This window comes from Tardiphaga sp. P9-11 (assembly GCF_008329525.1).
In the GTDB taxonomy this organism is placed as follows: domain Bacteria; phylum Pseudomonadota; class Alphaproteobacteria; order Rhizobiales; family Xanthobacteraceae; genus Tardiphaga.
The window spans coordinates 823,199-846,212 of record NZ_NPKQ01000001.1; the positions used below are offsets into that span (position 1 = coordinate 823,199).

General features: G+C 59.7%; 20 protein-coding genes. 9 read left to right on the plus strand and 11 right to left on the minus strand.

Translation table 11 applies throughout. The annotated features are described in order from the left end of the window. Window positions 1–169 precede the first annotated feature (169 nt). From CIW50_RS03810 to CIW50_RS03830, 5 genes are all read left to right on the plus strand, one after another. On the plus strand, window positions 170–1,402 hold the full coding sequence (locus CIW50_RS03810; RefSeq protein WP_149529903.1) for a DUF6361 family protein: 1,233 nt from the start codon (window positions 170–172) through the stop codon (window positions 1,400–1,402). Beyond that, complete coding sequence (locus CIW50_RS03815; RefSeq protein ID WP_149529904.1) at window positions 1,395–3,167, plus strand: phospholipase D family protein; 1,773 nt, start codon at window positions 1,395–1,397, stop codon at window positions 3,165–3,167. Before CIW50_RS03810 ends, CIW50_RS03815 begins: the two co-directional genes overlap by 8 nt. Next, window positions 3,164–6,340, plus strand: coding sequence for a helicase C-terminal domain-containing protein (locus CIW50_RS03820; protein ID WP_149529905.1), 3,177 nt, complete (start codon window positions 3,164–3,166; stop codon window positions 6,338–6,340). The genes CIW50_RS03815 and CIW50_RS03820 overlap by 4 nt, the downstream gene beginning before the upstream one ends. Window positions 6,341–6,721: 381 nt before the next feature. Continuing rightward, the gene (locus CIW50_RS03825; RefSeq protein ID WP_246664127.1) at window positions 6,722–7,705 is read left to right on the plus strand and encodes a putative zinc-binding metallopeptidase; all 984 of its coding nucleotides are present in this window, start codon (window positions 6,722–6,724) and stop codon (window positions 7,703–7,705) included. Between the two features lie 11 nt (window positions 7,706–7,716). Beyond that, the gene (locus tag CIW50_RS03830; protein ID WP_246664128.1) at window positions 7,717–8,736 is read left to right on the plus strand and encodes a D-alanine--D-alanine ligase family protein; all 1,020 of its coding nucleotides are present in this window, start codon (window positions 7,717–7,719) and stop codon (window positions 8,734–8,736) included. A 159-nt stretch (window positions 8,737–8,895) separates the two neighbouring features. On the opposite strand, the gene CIW50_RS03835 is transcribed toward CIW50_RS03830, so the two are convergent. The 3 genes from CIW50_RS03835 to CIW50_RS03845 are packed head-to-tail and all read right to left on the minus strand — an operon-like array spanning window position 8,896 to window position 12,343. Then, window positions 8,896–9,816: a plasmid partitioning protein RepB C-terminal domain-containing protein gene (locus CIW50_RS03835; protein ID WP_149529908.1), complete on the minus strand. Its 921-nt coding sequence runs from the start codon at window positions 9,814–9,816 to the stop codon at window positions 8,896–8,898. Further along, on the minus strand, window positions 9,813–10,727 hold the full coding sequence (locus CIW50_RS03840; RefSeq protein ID WP_149529909.1) for a plasmid partitioning protein RepB C-terminal domain-containing protein: 915 nt from the start codon (window positions 10,725–10,727) through the stop codon (window positions 9,813–9,815). The genes CIW50_RS03835 and CIW50_RS03840 overlap by 4 nt, the downstream gene beginning before the upstream one ends. Continuing rightward, window positions 10,724–12,343 carry a recombinase family protein gene (locus CIW50_RS03845; RefSeq protein WP_502707353.1) on the minus strand — a complete coding sequence of 540 codons (1,620 nt, stop codon included), beginning with the start codon at window positions 12,341–12,343 and terminating at the stop codon, window positions 10,724–10,726. The genes CIW50_RS03840 and CIW50_RS03845 overlap by 4 nt, the downstream gene beginning before the upstream one ends. A 40-nt stretch (window positions 12,344–12,383) precedes the next feature. On the opposite strand from CIW50_RS03845, the gene CIW50_RS03850 reads away from it, so the two are divergent. The 4 genes from CIW50_RS03850 to CIW50_RS03865 all read left to right on the plus strand — a co-directional run bounded on the left by CIW50_RS03850 (window position 12,384) and on the right by CIW50_RS03865 (window position 14,824). Further along, on the plus strand, window positions 12,384–12,752 hold the full coding sequence (locus CIW50_RS03850; protein ID WP_197738345.1) for a hypothetical protein: 369 nt from the start codon (window positions 12,384–12,386) through the stop codon (window positions 12,750–12,752). A 118-nt stretch (window positions 12,753–12,870) separates the two neighbouring features. Next, on the plus strand, window positions 12,871–13,686 hold the full coding sequence (locus CIW50_RS03855; protein WP_149529911.1) for a hypothetical protein: 816 nt from the start codon (window positions 12,871–12,873) through the stop codon (window positions 13,684–13,686). Window positions 13,687–13,695: 9 nt separating this feature from the next. After that, complete coding sequence (locus CIW50_RS03860) at window positions 13,696–13,977, plus strand: hypothetical protein (protein WP_149529912.1); 282 nt, start codon at window positions 13,696–13,698, stop codon at window positions 13,975–13,977. Between the two features lie 106 nt (window positions 13,978–14,083). Beyond that, the gene (locus CIW50_RS03865) at window positions 14,084–14,824 is read left to right on the plus strand and encodes a DUF2786 domain-containing protein (protein ID WP_149529913.1); all 741 of its coding nucleotides are present in this window, start codon (window positions 14,084–14,086) and stop codon (window positions 14,822–14,824) included. Between the two features lie 49 nt (window positions 14,825–14,873). Here CIW50_RS03865 and acuI read toward each other — a convergent pair whose 3' ends face one another. From acuI to CIW50_RS03905, 8 genes are all read right to left on the minus strand, one after another. Next, window positions 14,874–15,860, minus strand: a complete 987-nt coding sequence (acuI, locus tag CIW50_RS03870; protein WP_149529914.1) for an acrylyl-CoA reductase (NADPH) — start codon at window positions 15,858–15,860, stop codon at window positions 14,874–14,876. A gap of 32 nt (window positions 15,861–15,892) precedes the next feature. Continuing rightward, window positions 15,893–16,639: an SDR family NAD(P)-dependent oxidoreductase gene (locus CIW50_RS03875; RefSeq protein ID WP_149529915.1), complete on the minus strand. Its 747-nt coding sequence runs from the start codon at window positions 16,637–16,639 to the stop codon at window positions 15,893–15,895. 40 nt (window positions 16,640–16,679) lie between these two features. Next, window positions 16,680–17,651 carry a sugar kinase gene (locus CIW50_RS03880; RefSeq protein WP_149529916.1) on the minus strand — a complete coding sequence of 324 codons (972 nt, stop codon included), beginning with the start codon at window positions 17,649–17,651 and terminating at the stop codon, window positions 16,680–16,682. Window positions 17,652–17,684: 33 nt separating this feature from the next. Next, the gene (locus tag CIW50_RS03885) at window positions 17,685–18,371 is read right to left on the minus strand and encodes an L-fuculose-phosphate aldolase (protein ID WP_149529917.1); all 687 of its coding nucleotides are present in this window, start codon (window positions 18,369–18,371) and stop codon (window positions 17,685–17,687) included. Between the two features lie 77 nt (window positions 18,372–18,448). After that, the gene (locus CIW50_RS03890; RefSeq protein ID WP_149529918.1) at window positions 18,449–19,018 is read right to left on the minus strand and encodes a peroxidase-related enzyme; all 570 of its coding nucleotides are present in this window, start codon (window positions 19,016–19,018) and stop codon (window positions 18,449–18,451) included. A gap of 15 nt (window positions 19,019–19,033) precedes the next feature. Continuing rightward, complete coding sequence (locus CIW50_RS03895) at window positions 19,034–21,346, minus strand: molybdopterin-dependent oxidoreductase (protein WP_149529919.1); 2,313 nt, start codon at window positions 21,344–21,346, stop codon at window positions 19,034–19,036. A gap of 33 nt (window positions 21,347–21,379) precedes the next feature. Continuing rightward, complete coding sequence (locus CIW50_RS03900) at window positions 21,380–22,147, minus strand: CoA transferase (protein WP_149529920.1); 768 nt, start codon at window positions 22,145–22,147, stop codon at window positions 21,380–21,382. Further along, a complete protein-coding gene (locus CIW50_RS03905; RefSeq protein ID WP_197738346.1) occupies window positions 22,147–22,983 on the minus strand; it encodes a CoA transferase subunit A in 837 nt (278 codons plus the stop codon). Before CIW50_RS03905 ends, CIW50_RS03900 begins: the two co-directional genes overlap by 1 nt. Window positions 22,984–23,014 lie beyond the last annotated feature (31 nt).

The window sequence follows — 23,014 nt, forward strand, 5'->3', positions numbered from 1 at the left end:
GTAACCGTTGACTCTGCCAAGTTTGTTGACGATGCCGCTCAGATGGGCCGTTTACTTCTCTGACGTCCTAAGACGCAGATTCCGATTTTCACGTAGTTACGCTTCGATAAAAGTAATAGATCGCAAGAGGCTTCAAAGCATCGCGATGTCGAAGCGCAAGGGGGAGATAATGAACTTTCTGGGCTGGATTGACCATGACGCTGAACAGGAAGATGCAATCCTTCGCGCTTTAGGTGCGGCCAAAGGGCAAGACGCACGTGACGAATTGGGCCTTGGCACCATCAGGGACAGCTTCGCCGACCTCTTTTTTCCTGGCCTTTCGACTATCCAGCAGCGTGTTCGTTATTTTCTGTTTGTCCAATGGTGCTGCGAGGTGGCTGCCTCGCAAGGAGAGGCCGATCGAATTCTTGGCAGGCTCCGGACGAACGAAGAGGCCCTGATCCATTCACTCAAGCACCTCGGCGAGGGCCAAGGTGTTATCGGAATTGTGAGCCAAGAAGATCTCGAGCGCATGCCAAGTGAAATATACTGGAATGGGCTAATGGTGCTCGGAATGCGTCTTACTAGCGGGAGCCGCCAGCGGTGGGCGCGACAGGCTGCAGCAGGCAGGAGCGCTGCTCGAACTGATAATCTTATGGAGGATGGCCCTAAGGTTTCGATCAATCTCGGGTTTGATCTTGATCGTCCGCCGCCCCCGAAGGGGTTTCCAAAGGTCGATGGCCTCGACTTCACGCTGAGTAGCGACGAAGCCGCCTTCCTTCGCACGCGCCTGGCAGACGCCTGCGTGAACCCAACTGGGCGCGGCCATGAGTATAATTTATTCGGGACCTTCTTGCGTTACCGGCGTAGAACGAACGCTCAGGCTCCGTGGGAACATCCCCGGATGAGTAATCTTAGGTCCGAAGCTCGCGATATGTTACTGCTGGCCGCAGCATTTGCCCAGATTATGCACGGCGCGGTCATTTTATATAACGTGTGCGTTTCGCGATTGATGCCTGCCAGTGATGTTGCGACCCGTACTCTCTCCAGCCATGTCACAGCACTCTCAAATTGGGTCAAGAGCCTCAACCCCGCCGACGTCTCGTTGCTGGCCAGGCGCATCCCGGAGCTAGCCGCGCTGGGAACGATGACCCGCCACCGCATCGACCTCCAGTCTATCTCGTTCGTACGCCAATGGACGAAATTGTGCGACGAGCCCGAGAAGCTGCTCGCGAGTTCGGCGGCGAGCCGACTCGTGAGCGACCGGGAAGTCTTCTTGAAGGCCAGCAGCGGCACATCTCGCATTCGCTTCAGTAAGCAACGAGACCGTTGGGGGGGCGAGTCGGGAAGCCAGCAAATGGACTACCGGTGGAATACGGCGCGGAGCTGCCTCAACGACTTAGCGACGCCCGAAAATGCTTGAGCCGCAAAGTCGGTTGTCGATTTACGATATCCTACGTCCGCCCGATGGTTTCGCTCTTGATTGTCTGGTTGTTACGACTTATTCGGCGTCGCTAGACACCGTCCTTTCACTGCCTGCCGCGATGCTTGTCGATGCTTCGGACTCGGGCAAAAGACGCGCCGGACGCGTCACAGCCGCCGACTTGGCGGCGCTTAAACGTGTCTGCGGCCGCACAGCCATCTTCTGTCAAGGCGCCGCAATCCAACCGGCTGAGCTCGTGCCTCCCGCAATTATTGAAGCTGAAGAGATGGTCCACGAAGTGTCGGCGCCAAACGGAGGGAGCTTCCACCCCAAGGTGTGGGTGATGCGTTTCAAGCATAGTGAGGCGAAGCGATCGCTGCTACGCGTGGCTATCATGAGCCGCAATCTCACAGGCGACGCGTCTTGGGATGCTGGCGTAGTGTTGGACAGCAAGTCAACGCTTGGAACGCCCAAGACGAATGATCTCGGTGTGCTATTGCGCCTGCTCCCGACCCGGTGCGTTCGTCCGCTTGATGCAGGTCGTCGCAAATTGCTCTTTGAACTTGCTAGCGAGATAGAAGCGGTTAAATGGAAGATGCCCGCAGGGACAGGCACACCTACATTCCATGTGGTCGGTAATCAGGTCGGAAGTCCTTGGCTCCAGCCAAAAAGCAAGCGGCTTGCTATTGTCTCTCCCTTTCTAACTGCTTCAGCGATTAAGGACCTGGGCAAGTCGGTGGACACAATACCCCTCATCGTGTCACGGCCGGATGCCCTAGAGCGATGCTGGCAAGCTGTCAGCGGCAATGCTGACCGGAAGATGGTTCTGGCGCTACCCGAAATACCCACCGAGGGCACACGTGCCATGGGTCTCCATGCCAAATTTCTCATCTGGGAAAGCCAGGCGAAGGTTCGCATTGCCGTCGGGTCGATGAATGCCACTTCCGCGGCTACCAGCGGTCGAAATGTAGAGTTCATGGTTAGCTTCGATTGCACCGCTGCCATCGGTGAAGCGGGTATCGACGCGCTTCTCGACCCCCGCAGCATGGGCTCCGTGCTCGCGGACTTCGAGCCGGATGAGAGAAATGAACCCGTTCCCGAACCTTTCGATGATCGCCCCGCGCGGGCCTATTTGCTCGCAGCGCAGCTTCATCTCGAGTGTAACCTTGGTGCAAGTGGCTGGGAGCTGAGCTTGACACCCCGGATTGCCCACACAGATATAGAAGCGCTGTTACCTAACCTTCGTTTTCGCCCGGCTACGCTCGCCGGCAACCGCTCGGGCGCATGTGGCACGTCACTGGCGGCGGGGAAGCCGGCCAGGCTTCCGGGTACGCTCGAACTGGCTGAGATAACCGGCTTTATCGTCTTTGAAGCCGAAACCTCCAGCGGGCCGATCGCATTCATTCTTAATCTTGAGGTGCGTGGAGTCGAGGATGAGGCGCGGCGACATGCGGCGCTCAAGGCGTTGATCCCAGATAACAGAAGTTTTTCGGATTTTCTTAGGGGCCTCCTAGGGGATTTTACTTCGCTTGACGCGATCGACGCCGCAAACGGCGCGGCTGGTCAACCCACCATTTGGGGGCCCACAAACCGATCGGGCATCCTCGAAATGTTGATTAGTTGCGCCGCCGATAATCCTGCTCGACTGCAATCAATTGAAGAAACTTTAAAGGCGTTTAGTCCCGAGGAGCTCGAAGCAGTTGCTCCGTTGGAATTCCGAGAGCTCTGGTTAGCCATCCTCAAAATGACCAGGACAAAACGATGATCGAAATGGCCCGCAGAAGCGACCCGACTCGGTTTCAGAAGCGGACGATTGCATACGTCATTAAGAGGTTCTGGGAAGACGCGGTGCCCGCCCGTCGTTTTCTTGTTGCCGACGAAGTAGGTCTTGGAAAAACTATAGTAGCTCGAGAGGTTGTGGCCGAAGCTCTGCGGCGTAGACCCGGTGAAAGCACGGACATTGTCTACCTCTGCTCAAGCCAGCCTGTCGCGAGTCAGAATTTAAAGCGGCTAAAGGTTCACGGCCATGGTGGGACCACAAAAGCAACCCGGCTGACGTTGCTTGCGGCCGAACCTCCCGCCAAGGGAGGTGTACGTTATCTCGCGCTCACGCCAAGCACGTCCTTCAAGGTGAGTGGACGCTCGGGCACGGTTCGTGAGCGAGCTCTCATATACCTGTGCTTGCGCTCTACGTTCAAGAGCGATGGTTTTTTGACGATCATGCAGCAAGTCACTGACGCTAGCTGGGCGCGAGTGCTTGATGGACTAGACATTACAAAGTGCGATCCAATCGTAATTCGGGCGTTTAGGGGCGCCGTCCGAGGAGACCAGTCGCTCTTGACGGAAATCCGTAATACCGCAGTTGAAGCCCCGACAGTTGGGCCGAGCAAAGAAGCAAAGAGAATTCTTAAGAAGAAACAGGATGAGCTCGTCGGTCGATTGCGCAAAGAACTTGCCCTTCAGAGTGCTGGGACGCTAGCGAGCAATGGTCTGATCATCGTCGACGAGTTTCAGCGCTTCTCGCCGCTCTTCGACTTTGCGAATGCGGAACGCGATTTCGGTGTGCGCTTGGCCGAGCGCCTCTTAACGCAAAAAATTCCCGAGCGCCGTGTCCTTCTTCTTTCCGCCACTCCGTATCGCATCGCGGGCGGGGAACTCGCCCCGGACGAGAAGCCTTATGCTGACTTTGTTGCGCTAGTACGATTCCTTGCAGGTGCTGATTCATCCGCTGCGCTCTCAGATTCACTCAGCAGTTATTCAAGGGCTTTGCGGGCCAATCCGCCGGAAGCGAATGCGGTCATAACAGCGCGCAATCATGCGCGCTTGATCCTGCGAAAGATTATGTGCCGCACTGAGCGGACCGGCTCGATGACTGACTCGAATGCCATGGTCGACGAAGAGGTTTTGGGTTTGCAGCCTGACGTCCAAGATCTTGGAGGAGCAATGGCCGCGCGTCGCATCGCGCGGCGACTTCGGGTCCGTGACCCGGTCGAATATTGGAAGTCAGCTCCCTTCTTCCTTGACTTCATGAGGGGATATCAATTTCGGGATGCAGCAATCGCGGTTGCGCAAATAAAGGATCGACGATTTGTTGCGCAGGAAGCGAAACGCGGCGAGCTTTTGCTCGACCAGCGGGCGCTCAAACGTCTTGACCCTTTGGTTTCTCCGTCGGCGCGCTTGCGCCACTTAATAAAGAGCGCGATGCCGGATGGCGTCGAGCGGCTACTTTGGATTCCTCCGTCACTCCCTTATCTGAGGCCGGCAGGGCAGTTCTCTGAGGCTGCGCCGGACTTGAAGCGGCTCATTTTTACTGAATGGCGGTTGGCACCCGACGCGATCACGGCGCTTACATCGTACGAGCTCGAGTTGCGACTTGCAGCAGGGATGCGAGCTTCGCGCACTAAGCGAAATTCGCGCACGGATAGCGGTCCTGGCCTACGTCATAAGCGTTTCGGCGATCTCGGGAATATGCTTCGGCTGGGCCGCGCTAATCGGGCAGGGGACGATGCGACGTCATCGATGGTCCCCCTCGCCCTTCTTTTATCCGGGCCGAACATGGCAAGGTGGGGGGACCCTCTGCCGCCCGCGATCGCCGCAGGGGCACCGGTCGAGGCATCGCAAGTTCTGAAAGCCGCTGAAGCCAGAATACGGCCGTCGCTCAAAACTCTACCGCTGGGATCCCAGGTGGGTCGTGTCGACGACCGCTGGTACTGGGCAGCTCCTCTTCTTCTAGAAAGTGAAACGGTGAATCGACAGTGGTTGTCGATGGACGATCAGTTTCTCGCCGCGAAGGAGACCGCCTCTACAGACTTAGACCGCGTGAATGACGCAATTTCCGCGGTTCTTGACCGCCCTGAGAGCCTGGGAAAACGTCCCCGAGATCTGGTCCGAGTGCTCGCAAAGCTTGCGGTGGCAGGACCCGGTAACTGCGCCTTTCGTGCGCTGTCGCGAACCGCATCTGGACCTGTGACAGTGTCAGAGCTCAAACGTTGCGCTTTCCACGTGGCGCGCGGATTTCAGAGTCTGTTCAACCAAGGCGAAGCTGCCGCCGCAGTTCAACTCGAACAGCCGGGCCGAAAGCGTATATATTGGGATCAAGCGCTCGATTATTGTATCGCAGGAAATCTTCAGTCGCTTCTGGACGAACAATTGCATTTCGAAGCTGACGGTCTGGCGATGTTCGATGGAACGGACGCGGAGAAACTTGAGAAGGCCGCGACGGTTGTCCACACCTCGCTTACACTTCGGCGGTCGTCTATCGATGTGCTTGGACTCGAACGGCGACGTAGTCGCAAAGCTGAATCTACCGCTGATCTGGTGCGCTTAAGATGCCGGCATAGTGCACGATTTGCTGAGGTGAAAGAGGCTGACGGTGCGGTAAGCCGTCTCGACGCGGTGCGCGCCGCATTTAATTCTCCCTTCAAGCCGTTCATCTTGGCATCCACCGCGGTCGGGCAAGAGGGGTTGGACTTTCATCCGTGGTGTCATGCGGTGGTTCATTGGAATCTGCCTCGGTCACCAGTCGAACTTGAACAGCGTGAAGGTCGTGTCCATCGATATAAGGGGCACGCCGTGCGCTTGAACGTTGCAAGTTTTATTGGGCTTTCTGGTCTGGCGGCAGCATGCCCTTCTCCAGGCTCTGATCCTTGGCAGAAGCTTTTCGAAATCGCATCAACGGTGGATATTGATAACGAGCTGTCTCCGTGTTGGTTATTTGAACAAGGTACAAAGCCGACAAAGATCAGAAGAATCATACCGTTCTTGAACTTCAGCCGTGAACAAGACAGTTGGCCCCGGTTGCGTGCCCGATTGGCGACCTACCGTCTCGCTATAGGTTTGCCTAGAGCAAATGATTTGCTCGATGCGCTCGAGCGCAACGGGATTACAGCCGATCAGGCTTTCGAATGGAAGATCGACCTGCGACCGCCTGCACTTTGATTGCGTCTAGTCGGTCATTGACCGATCGCGTTACGACTAGTTGCGCTATGAAGCGAGGCATGCTGCGGACCGTCTGTCAAAACAGATCCTGGCAAGCGCGAGGAAATACTGCGGCGCACGCGTTCGATATTCCATAATGCCTCTTTTCCGAGTCCAGTCCGGCGCGTTGCCTCATCGCTAAACGGTTGAGATGCGTAAATTGACCTCCGTGGACGCGGCGCTTTTGCTGTGTTGTATAGCCGCCCCGGGCCACGCTATCCGCGAAGCCTCGGTGGTTGTTGCGACTGGCAACCTATGACACGATCCAAGTCGTGTCTTTTATCGCCATGGACTCTTATGCCGCTTCGGAAGCATCCTTGGGAACAATTGTCGGATGAGCAGTTGCTCAAGCAACGCTTTAGTACTTTGAGGGTGACGATCAAAGGCACTTGGCTCGAGGATTGTATCTACACTCTGTATGAAGAGCTGAAGGATCGCGGTATTCGGCTTCGGCCGAATGTATGGATTTCGAGCGAATGGTTCAGTCCGGCCGATGTGCCAGGCATTGCCATCCCGTTCTACCTCGCTCATCCCCGCCTCATGAAGCTCGAGAAGAAGATGATGTTTGAGGCCGAAGGCAGCACCCGGTCAGAGTGCATGGCCATTCTCCGTCACGAGACAGGCCATGCCGTGCAGCATGCCTACCAATTGCAACGTCGCCGGCGCTGGCAGCAACTGTTCGGCCTGTCGTCCAAGCGTTACCCACTTTATTACCGGCCAAATCCGGCCAGCCGGCGTTACGTCCAGCACCTTCGGCGCTGGTATGCACAAAGCCACCCAGACGAGGATTTCGCAGAAACCTTTGCGGTGTGGCTGCGACCGCGGTCGAGCTGGCGAACCCGATATGCCGACTGGCCGGCGCTAAAGAAGCTCGAATATGTCGACGAGCTGATGAGCGAGATCGCGGGCGAAAAGCCACTAATCACCACACGCGAGCGTGTTGAACCTCTGTCGAAGCTGAGCCAAACGCTGGGCGAGCATTACCAGACAAAGCAAGCGTTCTACGCATTTACGCCGCCGAAGACTTACGACCGCGACCTCAACCGCCTTTTCTCGGCCGATCCGCGGCATCGACGCGCGCAATCGGCGGCGTCTTTCATCAGGCGGCACCGCGCGCAGGTCAGGCAGATGGTCGCGCGATGGACAGGTGAAAACCAGCTCACGCTTGACGCCGTTTTGGACGACATGATTTCACGTTGCCGCGAGCTTGACCTGCGTGCCTTGGGATCCGAACAACAATTGCTGGTCAATTTCACCATTCTTTTAACGGCGAAGACCATGCACGCGTTGTTTGGTCCGTCCAGGCGCAAATGGATTGCGCTATGAGGCGGCTTCGCGTGCTCGTTCTCATGCATCCCGATTGCGTGCCGCCGGAGACAACCGATGGTTACAGCGCGCAGGAAACTAACTTATGGAAAACAGAATTTGACGTCGTCAGCACATTGCGTGCTGCAGGCCACGATGTTCGTCCGCTCGCGGTTCAGGAGGAAATCCGACCGATACGCGATGAGGTCGAAAATTTTAAACCCCATGTCGTCTATACGTTGCTGGAGGAATTTCACTACACGACCACGTTTGATCAGCACATCGCAAGCTTGCTCGAGCTGATGCGGATTCCATATACGGGGTGCAACCCGCGCGGCCTGATCCTGGCGCGTGGCAAGGACCTGTCCAAGACGCTGGTGCAAAATCGCCGAATCGCGGTGCCGGCCTTTGGCGTGTTTCCGATGCACCGCAAGGTTAAACGCCCCGCGCGGCTCGCTCTGCCCTTGATCGTCAAGAGCCTCAGTGAAGATGGGTCCAATGGGATTTCGCAGGCCTCGATCGTTGATACCGACGAGAAACTTGGCGAGCGCGTCGCCTTTGTTCACGAGCGGCTGCAGACGGCCGCGATCGCCGAGCAGTATATCGAGGGCCGTGAGCTTTATGTGGGGGTGCTCGGCAACAACCGGCTGCGGGCCTTGCCGGTCTGGGAGCTCAAATTCGGCACTTTGGGTGGTCAAGGTGCGCGGCAGATCGCCACCGAAAAGGCCAAACACGATACCGATTATCAAGAGCGCGTCGGCATTGTCGATGGGCCGGCTGATGATCTGGCACCAGAAGTCACGGCTCGCATCCAACGGACTGCCAAACGCATCTACCGAACATTGGGGCTAGATGGCTATGCGCGCATCGACTTTCGTTTGTCTGCCGACGGCACGCCGTATTTCATTGAAGCGAACCCGAACCCTGAGATCGCGCAAAGCCAGGAATTTGCCAAGGCGGCGCTACATGACGGGATCGACTATCCGAGCTTGCTGCATCGCATTTTGGCCTTGGGGATCAGCCGGGCGAAAGCGGGGGCATCGGTCGGCTGACGGGGGCGGGCGACGTGGTCTGTTCGTCAGGGCCGCGGCCTAGCGGCGTCGCTCTGTCCGCGCGGCGCTCTTAAGTTGCCGGCGATTGGGCCAGTGGCCGAGTTTTTCCATAACATCGCATACGCGAATCGACTCGTTGACCCGAACGCGTGCCCGCCGTTAGGCCGCCTCGTTCGCCAGCGTCGAGGTCATGTCGGCAATCTTGCGAAATTCCCCCAATACTTCCGGCTGATGCTGCGCGAGATAGCGCGCGACGCGCTCATTGCCGATCAGCTTTCCGAGATAGCCCTTGGCGACCGTGAGATGCAGGTGGTCTTGACCATAAGTGTCCTGAATGGAGGAGGTCGCCTCCTGCAGGCGGGCGAGCTCACGCTCCATCCGGCCAATCGCCTCGGCTGTCATGCCCTTTAATCGTTTCGGGGTCTGGGCATCCACGAGCTCGGATTGAGGTGTGGCGGTGAGAATCGCCGACGCGTAACTGACCGCAAAATTATTGGCGTTGATCATCAGCTCCGACGCTTCGATCTGCCGCAAGGGGCGCATTTTGCGCAAGATATCGAACACGGCTAGTGGACAGAATTTGTCTTTCAGCAATCCGGTGACTTCGCCGCAGATGCCGTCCAGCATCTGCATCTTCCGCGAAATGCTGCGGACATTGATGTCGAGGGCACGGGCAATCTTGTCTTTGGGGACTTGGCGTTCGATCGCCTTGGCAATCATCCGCTGCTCTTGTATCGGCGACAGACGGTTGATGCGCTTATTATAGGTGAACGCCTCGTCATCCCGGGAGATCAGGCATTCCACCTCAGCCGCCCCAAGATCGCGCAGAACCTCGACCCGAAGATGTCCGTCTAACAGCAAATATATCTGCGGGCTGCGCGCGGCCGGGGTGACGACAGGCGGCTCAACCAATCCGATCTCACGAATGGACGCTGCAATCTGCTTGTACTTGTGACTCGTCTTGACGGTCTTTCCGATCGCTCTGACCGGCAAAATGGCCGTCAGGGGAATTGTCCTGCAGGTCGGGTCAAATCCCTGAATGACGGCATCGATCGGACCGGGCTCGGAATAGGTGCTCATGCGGCTAACCCCGATGTGAGGCGTTCCTGCAGGAACGCCGGCATCGAATCGAGCTTTTCGGCGCGAAGCAGATTGGTGAAATTGCTGTCGTCGCGCAGTGATCGTATCGCCTCAACCACAAACAGCAGCCGCTGTTGGGTGACCTCAGCCTTTTTGATCAGGAGCTTTTGACGGTCAGCTTCCTGTCGATAGACGCGAATGATGGCTTCGCTGGTCAACGGGCGCTTCGACTTGTCGCGGCGCCCGTTGGGAATGTCACGGATGTGCTTGCCGCGTCGTTGGCGTTGCTCGATTAAGCGGCGCACGGCAACAAGCTTGCGGCCGCGCAGTTTCTTCTCCGTATAGGCTTGCGTAAGCGCCTGCTGCACCTCTTCGTCGCTCGACTTCGAGATTTCAATCGCCATGTTGAGGGGTAACAGGCCGTTCTCCACGGCCGCGAGAAGGCGCTCCTCGCCATTTTCCAAGAGCTTGGCGATTGCCGTCACATACTCCGGGGTCACACCAATCTTTGCGGCGATCTCTCGATCGTTATAGCCGCGGCCTTTGAGGGTACTGATATCCTCTAACAGATCGACAGCACGGTGTTGTCGCCGTGCACAGTTCTCAACGAGGCTCATGACCAAGCAATCAGTTTCCTCCGCTTCGGTCACGATCGCCGGGATTTCGGACTGTCCGAGCTGAATGAAGGCCTCAATGCGGCCTTGCCCACATACCAGATCGTAACGCGCGCTATCTGAGTGGCTTTCACGCGGGCTTACGGTGATCGGGCGCTTCAGCCCGACATTGGCGATGCTGCGGACGATCTCTTGAAAATTGCGCCGGCTGCGGGCCCGCGGGTTCAGCAGTCGGATCTCAGCGATGGGAATGATCTTGATCGTCTTGCCGTTTTCGGTAGCTGCAGACTTGCTCATGCGGCATCCTCCAAGAAGTTGGTACGAGCTGCGATCGCGTAGAAGAAGTCGAGTGAATCGAAGCGGTAAGCGTCCAATGCTAACGGGTTGTCCTCCTGCAACCGCAAATGACTGGCGTTGAGGTCTATGCTCGGAAACAGATAATAGTCATGCGGCACTTCATTGGCCGCATCCATGCGAAGGGCAACGACCACATCGGGAACCAGACCCGTATCGAATCTGAGCCGCCAGCGCAGGGCGCCCGCTTGGGTCTGGAAGGATCGCGCGATGATCAAGGATGCGGTGAACTCGTCATTGATTGTCAGTAAATCAGTCGTGGCATCAAACGCGACATCGGCGCCCGCCTCCCGCAAGCCGGCGGTGACGGTCGCGAGAACATCCGGATACGATCGCCGTAGGTTCCGATTAATTTCGATGTATCTGTAATCACGGTCCGGCTCATAGCCGATCAGTTCGTAAGCGCGCGTCAGGCTGCCAAATCGATATCGATAAGTGCTCGACGACGGCATATTCTCGCGTTCGTCGATCACGAGCCCGGAGAGTGATCCCTCTTCCGTCAGTACTGATCTTAGGAGCGCCAGAAGCTCTTCGTCGGAAAAATAATGACTACGCTGGTCAATGATCGCCCGCGCCCGCTCAAATAGCGCGATATCGACGACAGCGGGAAAGGCGCCGTCGGCGCGGACCCATGTGTCTGGGTGATTGACGACGCGGCGTTGCTTCAGTTTGTACGACACGCGGTTGAAGACGTTGTTGCCGATGTATTTTTCGTTGGTGAGGATTTGGTGGATCGAGGCGCGGCTCCAAGGCGTCCCGCGCTCAGTGGTGCGGCCTTCATTATTGAGCAGCGTCGCAATCTCGCGCTCCGACATCGCAGCGTGGACGAAGAGCGAATAGACGCGGTTGATTTGCTCAATCTCGTTTGACGGACCAAGGGTCAGAACGACCCGATCTGTTTGGAGGCTCTTGCGATCCCCCGCGGCGAGCTCGCCCTTCGGGGCTCTGCTTTGGTCGAGGAGAAGTCTACGCAGACCGTAACCAGCTGGGCCGCCTTGGCGAAATCCGTATTCAACCAATCGGCACTGCCCAGCAAACACTTTAACGGAGAGCTCGCGACTATACTCTCCCGCCATCACCCGCTTTACATTCTTAAGCAGGATGGAGCCGATGCTGCCGTCGTTGTCGAATTGCTCCCCACAGTAGTGCACACGGATGCCGGCCCTGGAGCAGAGGTGCTCGTGATAGGCGCCTTCATCCGCATCCTGGAACCGTCCCCATCGGCTCACGTCGTAAACCAGAATAGCCTTAAACGCCGCCTGCTGGCTTTGCACTGCCCTCATCAAGCTTTGTAGACCCTCTCTGCCGTCAATTCTCAAGCCACTCCGCCCAGAGTCCTCGTAAACTTGGACAATCTCAAAACCACGCTGTTCAGCATAGCGACTAATCGTATCGAGTTGATTTTCCGTCGAGTAGTCCTGGTGCTCTGTTGACATCCTCACGTACGCGGCTGCTGGACACAGCGTGTCCGCTGAGCTTGTGCTGACAACAGAGGCGCGGGTTCGCCTGATCAAGCGGGCACCTGTAGGATTATCTGCTGTGCCTTCCCCCGAGGACACCTGGCTTGCTGCAGCCAGATGGTAGCGAGCAGGGTGCGGAATGTCGTTTCCAATGATGGGTAAGTTCTTTCTCAGCGCTCCTGGCGAGGGCTTCCCTCCAAACGGGCGAACCTTTGCGCAAGAGATTGCTGCGGCTTTGAACAGAGCGTCTGTCGAAAGCGCTGTGCACGTTAAAACGGTCGCGGGGTGGACGGGTGCCAACGAGCGGACTGTCAAAAACTGGTTTGCGGGAACTTATGGGCCCAATGGGGAGCACCTTTTGATCTTGGCGCGCCATTGCGATCAGGTCCTGGACGCCATGATTGTCATGATGGGCCGACGAGAGCTGCTGGTTGGCCACCGGGTCGCCGACATCGAGCGGCGAGTCAGAGAGCTTGCCGACGCATTAGGTGCGCTCAACGCTGACTAGCCCCTGTCTACTTCAGGGTGTGGCAGATCAATCACTATCGCTATAAGTTTGGTTCCTTGAAGCGCCCCCCTATTGCCTCTGCTTTTGATCAAATCAACAGTGAGGAAGGGGGAGTGCCATGATTACATATTCAAAAGTGTGTTTACTCGCTGGTTGTCTGCTTTTGAGCGCTTGTGGTGCCGTCGTTCCAGAAATGAACGAATTCTACGAAAGACCGGAGCAGCAGCGGCATAACGAGCGGCGTATCATCGGCCAGATTCAGTGTGAACTACGGGAGGGGGTCCGCAGTGCGATTAAGGCGCAGCGTGACAAAGTTGGCGGTCCGACCGTCGATTGGCTCATCGACTGGGGCGCGAAGGTCAACCTCAACATTGTGGCAGACGAGAAGGGAAGCTTGGCTCCCGGAGCGTCTCTCACTCAGATGTACGGGCTGAACAAATTCACGTTCGGGGGAGGACTCGACCTCTCATCTAATGCGACCCGCGACGAGACTGTCGAATTTACATACGCTTTCGCCGAGCTGCTGGCCCAAAGCCCAAAATCTTGCACGCCGGAAGACGCCATTCTTATTAAGAGCAATCTCAAGATCGGCGACTTTATCAACAATAAGGCTGATCTAGCCGGAGCGCCAGGCGTGGCGAGAATGCCGTTCAGTGTCTTTAGCTGGAAGGTCAGCTTCATCGTCGTGTATGGCGCAAGCGCCACGCCCACCTATGAATTCATCGATGTCACTGCCGGTACAGGCAATCCCTTTGTTAACGTGTCCCGCACAAAGACACACACCGCCACGATTACTATTGCGCCCCTCGAACGACCCTCGCGTTACAGGCAAAGAGCCATAGTCCGTTTGAGCGATGAAGGAGAAAGTATTCACGCGGCCGCCGTGTTCGGACAGGCGACCGCCAACGCCATCCGCAGTCAGCAACGACGATAGGAGGATGCCATGAGCGACCCAGCAATTCCGCAAAGCGTCAAAGAGGCCGAACAACTCGGTCTCAAGCGCGCATCTGCCGACGAAATTGCGGCCCGTAGGGAGAAGGATTTCCCGATAGAGTTGCAGAACAAAACTCATGGACGCGATCGCGATCCTCGTATTGTTAACTGCGCGGACGACGACAGCGAAGACAAACCGTGCCAAATTGGTGCCTGCATCAACGGCGTTCGGCTGATATATTATTGCAGAGGGCACATTTGCGACGATTTGGCTTTTAGCCAGGACTGTTAACGGAAGGCGGTCGGCAGGTGGAGAAGGTTTGAGCCCAGTTCCTCTCCCTCCGCCATGCCAACCCCGTCCGGCGTCAGTTGGTCGGACCATCCCGGGGTTATGAGACGTGAACCAGCAGCCCAATCTTGCCGAGCTCGACAAGCTAAAGCTCCGCATCCAGGCGTTGCGCGCCAAGACGGTGGATAGTGGCTGCACCGAGGACGAGGCGCTGTCTGCGGCGGCCAAGGTCGCAGAGCTGCTCGATCGCTATGACCTGTCGTTGACCGATGTGGAGCTACGCGCGGCACCGTGCGAGCGGCGCGCGTATGAGACCCACCGCAAGAAGCGAATCCCGCTCGACGACTGCATCGGTGCCATCGCGAATTTCTGTGACTGCCGGGTCTGGCGCGAGAAGAATGTGGCTGGCGAGAGCAGCTATGTCTTCTTCGGCCTGCGTTCGGATATCGAAGTCGCGCATTACCTGACGGAACTGATCGACGGCGCGGTGCGTGCAGAGTTGGGTCGCTTCAAAACCTCAGCGGCTTATAGCCAGTTCCGGCATCAGGAGCGGCACCTGGCCAACGCCTCCTTTGCGTTGGGGATGGTCGCGTCGATCGCCGACAAGCTGACGGCGATGAAGGCCAGCCGCGATCAGGTCAACCACAGTACCGGCCGCGGACTGGTGGTCCTCAAGACCTCGGTAGTCGATGCAGAGTTCGACAAGCTCGATTTGAAACTGCGGACACAGCGCAGCAATAGGCGGATGGTGTCGATGACGGCCTATGAAGCCGGCGGCGTCGCCGGCGCTTCGCTGGCCATGATACCCGGCATCAAGGATATGCCGCCGCGGGCCGGCGGGAAAGAGTAGCCGAGATCGGCCACGGCTTTCCCGCTCATGCATGTCGCGCCGTTGGCAGTCAGCCGATCTTCACGACGGTACGTCCGCGAACCTGCCCTGCCAGCACTTTGGCGCCGGCGTCGATAACCTGATCGAGCGCAATCTCCTGGGTGATATCGGCGAGCTTGGCCGCATCGAGATCGCGGGACAGCCGCGCCCAGGCCTGCTTGCGCAGCTCGATCGGGCACATCACGGAATCGATGCCGAGAAGACACACGCCACGCAAAATGAAGGGCGCAACCGAAGACGGCAGATCCATGCCGCCGGCCAGACCGCAGGCAGCGATGGCGCCGCGATACTTGGTCATGGCGAGGAGATTCGCGAGTGTCGTCGAACCGACGCTGTCGACGCCGCCGGCCCAGCGCTCCTTTCCAAGCGGCTTGCCGGGTGCGGAGAGCTCGTTGCGGTCGATGATCTCGGCGGCGCCGAGACCTTTCAGGTAGCCCTCCTCCGAGGCGCGGCCGGTAGAGGCGATGACGTGGTAGCCGAGCTGCGACAGCACGGCGATCGCCACCGAGCCGACGCCGCCGGCAGCACCGGTGACCACCACCGGGCCATCGGCCGGCTTCAGGCCATGATTTTCCAGCGCCAGCACCGACAGCATCGCGGTATAGCCGGCGGTGCCGATCGCCATGGCGTCGCGTGCGCTCATGCCGTCCGGCAGGCGCACCAGCCAGTCCCCTTTGACGCGGGCCTTCTCGGCATAGGCGCCGAGATGGGTCTCGCCCATGCCCCAGCCATTGCCGATGACCTTGTCGCCGGACTTCCAGTTCGGATTGGTAGAGGACTCAACAGTGCCGGCAAAATCGATACCGGCGATCATCGGGAAACGCCGCACCACCGGCGACGTGCCGGTCAGGGCCAGACCGTCCTTGTAGTTCAGCGTGGACCACTCGACGCGGACGGTCACGTCACCTTCCATCAAGTCCGCCTCGTCGAACTGCACCAGTGCCGCCGTGGTTCCCTTTTCCGCTTTATCGATCCGGATAGCCTTGAACGTCGCCATGTGTTACTTCCTGATTTATTCTTGTTGCAAGCTTAACTGTAGAAGATGCCACCATCGACATTGAGCGCCTGACCCGTCACGAAGGCGGAATCGTCGGACGCGAAGAACGCGACCGGGCCGACCACATCCTCAGGCTCGCCAAGACGATGCAGATCGGTGATCTTTTCAAAATAGGTGACCCGCTCCGGATCGCGCAGATTGTTGCGGCCCATTTCGGTCAGGATGATGCCCGGGCAGACGGCATTCACGGTGATGCCGAAACCGCCGAATTCCATCGAGGAGACGCGCGTGAAGCCGACGACCGCGGATTTAGACGCCGCATAATGCGACTGGCCGGGGCCGCCAGTGCGTGCGGCGAGCGAGGCGATGTTGACGATGCGCCCGTATTTTCGCTCCTTCATATGGACGACCATGGCCTGGGTCATCTGGAACACGCCGCGGACATTGACGGCAAAGGTCTGGTCCCAATGCTCGGGCGTGGTCTCCTCGATCGTGGCGAGGCGCAGGATGCCGGCATTGTTGACGAGAACATCGACATGGCCGAGAGCCGCGACCGCTTCAGCAACCGAGCGCTGGCAATCCTCGAGCTTGCTGACGTCCGCCAGCACCGGGATGCACTTGCCGCCGAGCTTCTTCACCTCGGCGACGGTTTCCAGCAGCGTGCTTTCCATCGCTGCGATGTCGGTGAGGGCGAGGCTGTAGCCGCGCTCGGCGAGGCCAAGAGCAATGGCGCGTCCAATGCCGCGGCTCGCGCCGGTCACGATGGCATGTCTGGTCATGTGATTTTCCTCGAGACGTTTTCTGATTCAGTGAAGGCTGCTATTGAGCGGATGAGGCGCGCGCGCCGCGGACGGGCAGCGTGTTCATCGCCTTGACCGTCTCCTCGAAGGACACGAGATTGGCGCCGGAACCGAGCCCCGTCGCAACGATGGCAGCCGTGGCTGTCGCCAGTTTTGCGCAGTCAAGCAAATCCCAGTCGCGGACGAGGCCGGCGATAAAGCCGCCGGTATAGGAATCGCCGCAACCCGAGGTATCGCGCACCGTCACCTCGAAGGCCGGCACCGTGAACTGCCGCCCGTCGCGTGTCATCACGAATGAGCCGTGCTCGCCGAGCGAGATCGCGCAGGCGCCGGCACCTTTGCCGATGAAGTATTGCGCACAGGCCGCAGGATCATCCGTGCCGACCAGCGCATGGGTCTCGTCGATGCTGGGCATGAAGAAGTCCGTATAGGGCATCAGCGGTTCGACCAGCGCAAGTGTCTCGCCGCGGGCCTGGATAAGATCGACTGTAGTAATGCAGCCGGCCGCTTTGGCGTCTCGCAGCAGCGCCACTGTCGGCTCGCCGTCCATCGCCAGCAGCGAACCGACGCCGCCGAGGTGCAGCACCTTGCTGCCGCAGGCGGCCTTTTGCGCTTCCGGCGAGATTTTCCAGCGCGCCGAGGCGCCGCGCGCATGCAGCACGGGGCGCGAACCATCGGGGCGGATCGGCAGGATGGTCGCGGAGGTCGGCACGCCAGCCATCCGCTCCATCACCGAAGTATCGATGCCCTCGCGCTCCATCGCGTTCAGCACCCAGTCGGCCTTCTCGTCGGCGCCGACCGCGCCGACGGCGAGCGCCTTCAGTCCGAGGCGGGCGCAGGGTACGACCGTGCCGCCTGCAGTGCCGGCGACCGTGAGCTTGATTTCATCGATCAGCGCGCGACCGCCGCCAGCCGGGATTTCAGTAACGGGGACACCGAGGATGTCCAGGATGTAGGTGCCGCAGACGCTGACGTCGTGGGGATGGGCCATGTGGCAAGTCTCGCAATTGTTGGTGCTGGTTTGTTAGGTCGAGCTTTTCGGCGTGCCGTCGCTGTCGCGCAGGCCGTATTGCCCCCATCGCTTCAGGATGCTGTCGATCTCGGCATCCGGCAGCAGCGGCGGCGTGCCGAGTTGCAGACAGCCATGATACTGCTTGGCGAGCACCTCGACTTCCACTGCAAGCCACATCGCCTTGCGCAGATTGGGACCAATGGCGATCAGCCCGTGATGGGCGAGCAGGCAGGCGCGGCGATTGCGCAGCGCGTCGAGCGCGGCTTGTGACAATTCTGCCGTGCCGTATTGCGCATAGGGCGCGCAGGGGATGTCGTTGCCGCCGGCCGCAGCGATCATGTAGTGGATTGCAGGAATGGTGCGGTTCATGATCGCGATGATCGTGCAGAAGATCGGATGTGCGTGTACCACGGCATTCGTCTCGGGCTTGGCCTTGAGAATGTCGAGATGGAAGCGCCACTCCGTCGAGGGCACGCGGCCCTGCGGCGCCGTCCACGACCCGTCCCATTTCATCGCGACGATGTCTTCCGGCCGCATGCTGTCATAGGGAACACCGGACGGCGTCAGCAGGATGCCGTCGTCGGTGCGAACGCTGATATTGCCGGACGTGCCCTGATTAATGCCCACGGCCGACATTTCCCGACAGGCATCGATGATGGCCTGCCGGGGTGCGACGTCTGTGGCGCTCGGATGCGTCATGGCTTGTTTCCTCGAAAGTCGTCGCTGCGGCGCTTACCGGCCGCTGCGGGTGATCGCTCTATGCGGTGCGAGGCGCGTCAGCGCCCCATGGCGAAGAACTCGTCGTTCGGTCGCATGCTGGTGACATTCGCCAATCGGTTCGACATGCCGAAGAAGGCGGCGATGGCAGCGATATCCCAGACGTCGTCCTCCGTGAAGTCGTGGCGCTTCAGCGCCTCGATATCGGCATCGCCGACTTCGTAAGCCTGCATCGAGACCTTCATGGCGAAATCGAGCATCGCGCGCTGTCGCGGCGTGATGTCGGCCTTGCGATAGTTCACCGCGATCTGGTCGGCAATCAGCGGGTTCTTGGCGCGGATGCGCAGGATGGCCCCATGCGCCACCACGCAATACTGGCACTGGTTGGCATTGCTGGTGGCCACCACGATCATCTCGCGCTCGGCCTTGGTGATCGGGCCTGGCTTGTCCATCAGCGCATCGTGATAGGCGAAGAAGGCGCGGAATTCCTCGGGCCGATACGCCAGCGTCAGGAACACGTTGGGCACGAAGCCGGACTTTTCCTGCACCGCGAGGATGCGCGTGCGGATGTCATCCGGCAGGCTGGAGATTTCGGGGACGGGGAAGCGGCTGATGGCTGGGGTGGTCATGGTTTCTGTTTCCTCTCAGGCGGTCGCGAGTGCAACCAGTCTGTCCTGGTATTCTTCAAAAGCGTCACGTTGATCTGCAATATGGGGTTCGGCGCGGACCAGGCATGTATGTGCCGAGCAGCCCTGGCCGAATTGCGAGGTGCCGATGTCGAGCGTGAGCACGTTCGGATTGCCGGCGACTTCGAGACCGGTCTCGGCGCGCGGGGTGAACCAGGCGCCGGTCGGCAGCACCAGCACGCCGGAGCGCACGCTGTCGGTGACATCGGCGGTGGCGAGACAGGCGCCGCGTGTATTCCAGATGCGGATGGTCTGTCCGTCGCTGATGCCGCGCGCCGCAGCGTCGTCGGGATGCAGCCGTGCCTGTTCGCGGCCGTTGCGCTTGTTGGCCACGCTGGCGACGCCGGTTTCGATCTGGCTGTGCAGCCGGCCGGCCGGCTGATGCGAGATCATGTGCAAGTCGGACGCATCGCTGCCGTTGCCGAGCCATTCCGCCGGTTCAACCCAGGCCGGATGCGACGGACAATCGGCATAACCGAGCCGGGCGAGGGTCTCGCTGCCGAGCACGATCTTGCCGCTTTCGGTCTTGAGCGCATGCGCCTCGGGATCGATGCGGAAATCGGCCAGGAAAGTGTGATTGGCGCGCACCGGACAGCGCGCGTAGCCGTCGTGCCAGAATGTGTCGAAGTCCGGCATCTCGAAGCCGAGGCGCTCGGAGGCGTCCTTGCGGCTCTCTTCATAGAGATGGCGCACCCAGCCCATTTCGTCGCGGCCTTCGTTGAAGCGGTCGGCGACGCCAAGCTTGCCGGCGATGCGGTTGAAAATCTCGAAGTCGGGCAGCGAGTCTCCGACCGGCTTGATGGCCTGCTTCATCGCGATGATGAAGTCGGAGCGCCTGTTGCCGGCAAGGTCGTTGCGTTCGATCGATGTGGTCGCCGGCAGTACGATATCGGCGCGCTGCGCCGTCGCGGTGAACATCGGATCCTGGACGATGATGGTCTCGGGCCGCGTCCAGGCTTCGGACAGCCGGTTGAGATCCTGATGGTGATGATAGGGATTGCCGCCGGCCCAGTAGACCAGCCTTGTATCCGGATAGGTTCGCGTCTCGCCCTCATAGGTGAAGGTTGCGCCGGGATTGAGCAGCATGTCGCTGATGCGCGCCACCGGGATGAAACTGTCGATCGGGCGCGTGAGATGCGAGATGGCCGGGGACTTGCCGAGATTGAACGGCGAGCCGACGCCGCCGAGCGAGGCATAGCCGTAGCCCACACCACCGCCCGGCAGCCCGATCTGGCCGATGATGGAGGCGAGGCCGAGCGCTGCCCAGAACGGCTGCTCGCCATGATGCGCGCGCTGCAGGCTCCAGCTCACGGTCAGCATGCTGCGGGTATCGACGAGGCGCCGCGCGAGCTGGCGGATGCCCTCGGCATCGAGCCCGCAGATCTCCGCGGCCCAGGCTGCATCCTTGCGGACGCCATCGGACGAGCCATCGAGATAGTCGAGCAGTTGCCCGGCGCCGCTGGTGCAGCGATCCAGGAAATCCCGGGCGTGGCGGTCAGCCTTCACGATCTCGCCGGCGAGGCCCAGCATCAGCGCCGCATCAGTGTTCGGGCGGATCGGCCACCATTCGGCATCGACCCAATCCGGCATATCGTCCTTCAGCGGCGAGACGTGAACGATGCGGATGCCGCGGTCGGCGATTTTCCTGAGATAGGTTTCGAGGCGATGAGCGCCGATGCCGCCGGCTTCGGTCTGCGCGGTGCGCGGTGACAGCGCGCCAAACACCACCAGCGTCTCGGTGTGTTCGGCGATGGTGTCGAGCGTATTGGCCTGGCCATCGCAGGCATCCGAGCTCCCCAACGTATGGCGCAGGATCACCGGCCCGGCAGCAATGGAATATGTGTCCACATGCCGGGTGAAGCCGCCGGCCAGATTGAGCATGCGCTTGAGCAAAGACGACGCGTGATGCAGGCGGCCCGAATTGGTCCAGCCATATGAACCCGCAAAGATCGACGCATTGCCATGGGTGCTGGAGACGCGGCGGATTTCGTCGGCTACCAGCGTCGTCGCTTCGTCCCAACTGACAGGTACGAATTTCTCCTCGCCGCGCTTGCGCCGGTCGCTGTGTTCACGCTTCTCGAGCCAGCCTTTGCGCACCATCGGACGCAGAGTGCGGCGTTCAGGATTGGCCCATTCCGGTACCGAATGGATGATCGGCGAGGGGGCAGGATCATGGGCGAACGGCTCGATGCCGACGATCCGTTCGTCCTGCACAAGGATCGTATAGGCGCCCCAGTGGCTGCAATGCTGGATCCGCTTGATCTCGCTCACGCGTCGTCTCCGTATCGTTGCTCGCCAGTCCTGTCAGGATGCATGGCACAGCGGCCGTTCGATCTCGCGCCGCATCTGGGCGGCGAAGTCCGGATAGGTCTCCGCGACTTCGTCATAAACGCGGCCACGCAGCAAAGCGAGGGTCAGCGGATCCGGCAGCGCGGTCTGTTCCGGGTTGCTGTCATGGGCGAACTGGAAGCCGGTAGCGGCCTTGATGTCCGCGAGGTTATTGCCGGGATGGACGCTCTGCAGGTCGAAGCCTGGACGCGTCTTGTCGAAGCGAAACAGTGCCTTGCCGGTCAACAGCGCGATCGGGCCGCCACTGCGGTAAACGCCGTCGTCGCTGACGCCGGGCGTGCTGATGAAATCCACCTTCTCGACCAAAGCGCGCGGCGTGTGCTCCTCGCGAAACAAGATCACGCGCGGCACGACGTAATACAGATAGGCCGATCCGAACGAGCCGGGCCATCGCACCTGCGTCTGCGGATAATCGCCGGTGCCCACCAGATTGACATTGCCGCGGCCGTCGATCTGGCCGCCTCCGAGGAAGAAGGCATCGATGCGGCCCTGGCCGGCGCAATCGAACAGTTCGGCCGAGCCATTGGTGAAGAAATTGTGCTCCACCGATCCGAGGATCGAGATGCGCGGGCCTTTCTCGCCGGCCTGCTGCTTCAGCGCCCGCAGCAGCATGGCGCCGGCCGCGGGGAGCGGCGAGGACGCACCGACAGCGACATGGCGGACGCCGTCGAGCAGTTTCGCGATGGTGCAGATCAGGATCTCGCGCGGGTGAACCTCGCTCATCATGCGGGCTCCATCTGCGCATTCGCCATGTAGTCGGCAAAACCCTCGGCGCTGCGCGCGGCGCGCGCATAGCGCAGGATCTCGGCCGTGTCGGTCGGATATTCGCCCCACAGGCCGTAGGGCCACGCGCCCTTCGGCGCAACGGCGACTTCGGTGACATAGAGCGCCGGCAGTACGCCCGCCGCGCTCATTTCATTGGCGAGCAGGCTTTCGTCCACGATACGCTCGACAGTGACAAGCGTGGTGGCCGATGCATAGGCCATCGCGGCGAGTTCGCGGCGTCGCCCGATCCATACATTGCCGAAACGGTCGGCCATCGGTGCGTGAAAGATCGTGACGTCGGGTTTGATGGCTGGAATGAGCACGATGGGATCGCCGCCACCTGCCAGAGGATTGTCGATGACGCGCCAGTCGTCGCGATGGCGAAGCAGGTCACTGCCGATCAGCCCGCGCATCGGCATGAACGGGCTGCCTTTCTGCGCGGCCATCAGGCCTGCATGGATGGCAGGGCAGGTGGCGTCCTTCAGTTCGATTGCGCCGTCCTTGACGGATGCGTTGAAGCGTGGCGCGCCACCAGCTTCGCCGAGCGACACCGCGCTGGTCTCGACCGACCGCACCAGACCTGTGCCGATAAGCTGGTCAACCTGAAGGCCGCCGGTTGGCACACAGACAAGATCGAGATTGCAGGTGTTGCGCTCGATGATCGCGCGCGTCATCACCATCGAAACCCCGGCATAATCGACGGGTAGTGCCAACCGGACTCCCGGCTCGACATACTCCGCCAGCGCGCGAAGATTGCTCACCACAATTCGCCTCCCAATCTTATTGTTCTGCATTATAGAACGTGGTTCTAAATAAAATTAGTCG